Origin of the sequence: Bacillus sp. J33, from assembly GCF_000518885.1 — a bacterium.
Taxonomy (GTDB): domain Bacteria; phylum Bacillota; class Bacilli; order Bacillales; family Cytobacillaceae; genus Cytobacillus.
Map to the genome: position 1 here is coordinate 1 of NZ_JAEL01000197.1, position 1,430 is coordinate 1,430.

At 38.2% G+C, this 1,430-nt stretch carries 2 protein-coding genes; one reads left to right on the forward strand and one right to left on the reverse strand.

What is annotated here, in order from left to right; genetic code table 11:
- The first annotated feature begins 110 nt into the window (after positions 1–110).
- Positions 111–500 (forward strand): VOC family protein, encoded by a 390-nt coding sequence (locus tag L634_RS0128595; RefSeq protein WP_026585318.1) that lies wholly within the window; start codon positions 111–113, stop codon positions 498–500.
- 52 nt (positions 501–552) lie between these two features.
- Here the strand turns inward: L634_RS0128595 and L634_RS32015 are convergent, their stop codons facing one another.
- Positions 553–1,125 carry an aldehyde dehydrogenase family protein gene (locus tag L634_RS32015; RefSeq protein ID WP_269521780.1) on the reverse strand — a complete coding sequence of 191 codons (573 nt, stop codon included), beginning with the start codon at positions 1,123–1,125 and terminating at the stop codon, positions 553–555.
- Positions 1,126–1,430 lie beyond the last annotated feature (305 nt).

Here is a 1,430-nt window from a genome sequence, read left to right on the forward strand (position 1 = left end):
ATGCGCCGCAATCGCTCTTGACAAACACGCCAATGGTTTGAGGATTGTTTAACAAGGGCGAAGGGAACAAAAGAAGGCATACCAAATAAGCCCTTTAGGAGGAGTAGGGTATGGAAATAGAAAGATTGGATCACCTGGTGCTCACTGTACAAAGTATTGAAAGTACAAGTAATTTTTATAAATTAGTTTTAGGGATGGAGGTTATTACCTTTGGTGAAGGCAGAAAAGCTCTTCAGTTTGGAAACCAGAAAATAAACCTGCATCAGATAGGGAAGGAGTTTGAGCCAAAAGCTCACAGTCCAATGCCAGGTTCAGCAGATCTTTGTTTTATTACAAGAACGGACTTAAGAGATGTCATTAATCATTTGCAGTGTTGCAATATTGCAATTGAGCAAGGACCTGTTGCAAGGACAGGGGCACTTGGCCCCTTAATGTCAATATATATTAGGGATCCTGATAGGAATCTTATCGAAATTTCTAACTGTACTTCAGCGACCTAAAATTGATATAAAAAAGACCTAAAGCAAAATGCTTTGGGTCTTACAATAATTTCTATAATTTTATAGAAACATATTTTAATTCCAAAAATTCATCAAGGCCATGGTGTCCTCCCTCACGGCCCAGTCCGCTTTCCTTAAGTCCGCCAAAAGGCGCTTGTGCAGTCGAAGGAATACCGTCATTAATGCCAACTATTCCAAATTCAAGTTTCTCATATGCTGTAATAGCTGTCTTTAAATTCTCGGTAAATGCATAAGCAGCAAGGCCGTAACGGGAACTGTTTGCCTTTTCAATTACTTCTTCGATACTATTAAATTCAATAATAGGAGCTATCGGACCAAAAGTTTCTTCCTGCATAATTACCATATCATCATTAACACCGCTTAAGATTGTTGGTTCAAAGAAATAGCCGTTAATGTATCCCTCTATCCTTTTTCCGCCGATCTCAACGGAAGCTCCCTTTTCAACTGCATCGTCAATATGCTTTTTAACCTTATCGTAGGCTGCTTCATTAATAAGAGGGCCTATGTCTGCATCAGGTTCATAACCTAAACCTGCTTTAATTTTTGCCACCTCCTCTTTAAGCTTGGCTGTGAATTTAGGAAGAATTGATTTTTCAACATAAATTCTAGTCTCAGGGCGGAGGCGAAATGGATCATACGGCGATTGCGAAGTTTATAGAGGGAATGGCGGGAGTGGAAATAAAGGCATAAACCATTAGTGGCTGAAATAAAACACAAAAAGGCCTTTTTAAGTTAGCTTCTATTATGTTTTGAACCCTATATATACATCATATAGATACTAAAAAACTAGACTTATCAAAAGCTTTAGCCACCTATGTAAACGCTAGAATAAAGTTGACACTTTTTGCTCGATAAGATTTTACACTTTTGCTCAATCAACCTACTACTTTAGTAAAATAGATCGTGACG

Coding starts and splice junctions, on each gene's coding strand:
- L634_RS0128595 (WP_026585318.1), top strand. CDS start 111: ATGGAAATAGAAAGATTGGATCACCTGGTGCTCACTGTACAAAGTATT.